Origin of the sequence: Amycolatopsis sp. SID8362 (assembly GCF_010550475.1) — a bacterium.
GTDB classification, from domain to species: domain Bacteria; phylum Actinomycetota; class Actinomycetes; order Mycobacteriales; family Pseudonocardiaceae; genus Amycolatopsis; species Amycolatopsis eburnea.
Genome location: NZ_JAAGNB010000254.1, coordinates 1 through 2,571, shown reverse-complemented (window position 1 = coordinate 2,571; position 2,571 = coordinate 1). Strand labels below are relative to the sequence as shown.

Annotated in this window: 3 protein-coding genes and 1 pseudogene; 3 read left to right on the top strand and 1 reads right to left on the bottom strand. The window is 71.9% G+C overall.

All coding sequences use genetic code 11. From position 1 onward, the window contains the following. The coding region (locus tag G3I65_RS08715; protein ID WP_239070830.1) for a glycosyltransferase 87 family protein at window positions 1-883 on the bottom strand (883 nt) is incomplete at its 3' end. Window positions 884-980: 97 nt separating this feature from the next. On the opposite strand from G3I65_RS08715, the gene G3I65_RS08710 reads away from it, so the two are divergent. From G3I65_RS08710 to G3I65_RS57125, 3 genes and pseudogenes are all read left to right on the top strand, one after another. After that, window positions 981-1,208: a hypothetical protein gene (locus tag G3I65_RS08710; RefSeq protein WP_160695638.1), complete on the top strand. Its 228-nt coding sequence runs from the start codon at window positions 981-983 to the stop codon at window positions 1,206-1,208. A 55-nt stretch (window positions 1,209-1,263) separates the two neighbouring features. Further along, window positions 1,264-2,397: an acyltransferase gene (locus tag G3I65_RS08705; RefSeq protein ID WP_309235338.1), complete on the top strand. Its 1,134-nt coding sequence runs from the start codon at window positions 1,264-1,266 to the stop codon at window positions 2,395-2,397. Window positions 2,398-2,428: 31 nt separating this feature from the next. Then, window positions 2,429-2,571, top strand: a pseudogene (locus G3I65_RS57125) (cysteine desulfurase-like protein); the annotation flags it as partial.

Sequence of the window (2,571 nt, the reverse complement as noted above, 5' to 3'; positions counted from 1 at the left end):
GCAGCCCGCCGACGGCGTTGAGCCCGAGCGCGAGCACCGGCTCCCCCGCGGCCAGCGCCCGCCGCACGCCCAGCGCGGTCAGCACGAGCACGACCGCCACCAGGGGCAGCCACCACGCCGTCCGGGCGTCGGCCGGCACTCCCGCCCGGGCGAGCAGCCCGAGCAGCGACTGGTCACCGGCGTAGGTCGGCTCCCCGACGCGGCCGGTGTCCCACAGCGCGCCGGTCCAGTACCGCACCGAGTCCGCACCGGCCAGCAGGAACCCCAGCGCCGTCGCGGCCACGAACGTCACGACGGCGGTCACCGCGGCCCGCGTGTCGCGGCGGAGCAGGAAGTAGAGCAGGAACACCGCCGGCGTCAGCTTGATCGCGGCGGCGATCCCGATCAGCAGCCCGCGCGGCCACTTCGGCGCGGCCACCAGGACGTCGAGCGCGACGAACGCGAGCAGCAGCAGGTCGATCTGGCCCGCGTACAGCGTCCGCAGCACCGGCTCCAGCACCTCGGCGGCGAGCAGCAACGCGGCCACCCGCCACCAGTCGCACCTCTTCCCGAGCGTGCGGAGGACGGTCCTCAGGACCAGTGCCAGCACGCCGAGCGTCAGCAGGGTGAGGGCGAGGCAGGCGGCCCAGTACGGCAGGACCGCGAACGGGGCCAGCAGGATCGCCGCGAACGGCGGGTAGGTGAACAGCAGCAGCTGGCCGTCGCCGGTGGGTGGGAGCGTGCCGTAGAGGTCCTGGCCGTGCAGCAGCGCGGCCGACCCGAGCCGGTAGACGTCCAGGTCGACGCGGTAGGCCGGGAACCGGAACCGCCCGTCGTTGTACGAGACCAGCAGCGCGGCCAGGACGAGGACCTGCGCGCCGGCCAGTACGTGTTTCCCCCGCATCCCTCGCATTCTGTCGGTCCGTGGTGCGCGCGCCATCCGGGTATCCCCCGGACCGGACCCGGGGAAAACCGGTTGCCCCGCGTGCCACCCTGAGCCGATGGGGACCCCGGACGGCTTCGCGCACCGCGTCGACGAGCACGGCACCGTGACGATCACGCACCACGGCCGTCCCGCGGGCACCCTCCGTGGGGCCGCCGCCGCGCGGTTCCTGGCCACGGTCGCCCGCGGCGACGACCCGCAGCTGCTGATGGCCCGCGTCACCGGTAACTACAAGCACGGCAACGAACGGCGCGCCCGCGAGCACCCGCGCAACCGCGGCCGGTGAGTTTCTCCCCCGTTCGGGGCAAGGGGCGCGACTGGATGGGTTAGCATCTGCCCCCGTGCCGAGCTCGCCAAAAATTCACGCCAATCCCAACGTCGGTTTCGCGTGGCTGAGGATGATCGGCGCGATCACGGTCATCGTCGACCACAGCATGCCGCTGCTGCACCCGCAGCGGCTGACGATCTTCCCGGCGTCCTGGCACATGTCGCCGGGGTACATCGCGCTGATGGGGTTCTTCGCGATGAGCGGCTACCAGATCCAGGACAGCTGGGCGCGCGACCCGTCGTGGTGGCGGTTCTCCGCGCGGCGGCTGCTGCGGATCATGCCGCCGCTGGTCGTGGTGCTGCTGGTGACCGTCTTCGTGATCGGCCCGCTGGTCACGACGTGGCCCGCGCACGACTACTGGACGCACATCCAGACGTGGCGCTACCTGGTCGGCACGACGGTCCTCTTCTACATGCAGCACGACCTGCCCGGCGTGTTCGCGGACAACCCGTACCCGTTCTCGGTCAACGGCGCGATCTGGACGCTGCCGATGGAGCTGCTCGGCTACGCGCTCGTCCTCGTCGTCGGCGTCGCCGTGCTGATCGGCCTGCCGCGGCTGGTCCTGTTCCTCGTCCTCGGCGGCATGGTCTACACCGACACGATGCTGCACGCGACGTTCGAGCAGCACGGCCTCGGCGGCTCGCTGCTGGTCGTCCCGATCGGCTCGACGGTGTCGTTCCTGGTGCCGTTCGTGATCGGGATGGTGCTGCACGCCTACCGCGACCGGATCCCGCTCAAGCCGTGGGTCGCGCTCGTGCTGTTCGGCGTCTACCTGGCGCTGAGCCAGACGCCCGCGAGCCGGTACCTGCTGGCGCTCAGCGCGGCGTACGGCGCGATCACGCTCGCGATGCACTGGCCGCGGAAGCTCGAGGTCGCTGGTCCGTGGGTCTACGGCAGCTACGGCACGTACATCTGGGGCTTCCCGATCCAGCAGCTGTTCATCCTCGCCGGGGTGCGGCAGGTGTGGCTGCTGATCCTGCTGGCCGTCCCGTCGGCGTACCTGGTCGGGCAGCTGTCGTGGAACTACGTGGAAAAGCCGACGCAGAAGCTGCGCCGGCACTTGAAGACGCCGGCCCCGGTCCGGCGGCCGGTGCCCGCGCCGCCGCAGGTGCCCGCCACGGCCGCCGCGCCCCTGCGGAGATCTTGAGGTCGACGGCGCCGGTGGGCATGCTGGCGCCGTGACCTACGACGTGACCACGATCCGCAAGCACTTCCCCGCCCTCGCCGGCGGTGCCGCCCACTTCGACGGACCCGGTGGTTCGCAGGTGCCCGACGTCGTCGGGGAGGCGGTCGCCGGGACGCTGTGCGCCGCGATCGCCAA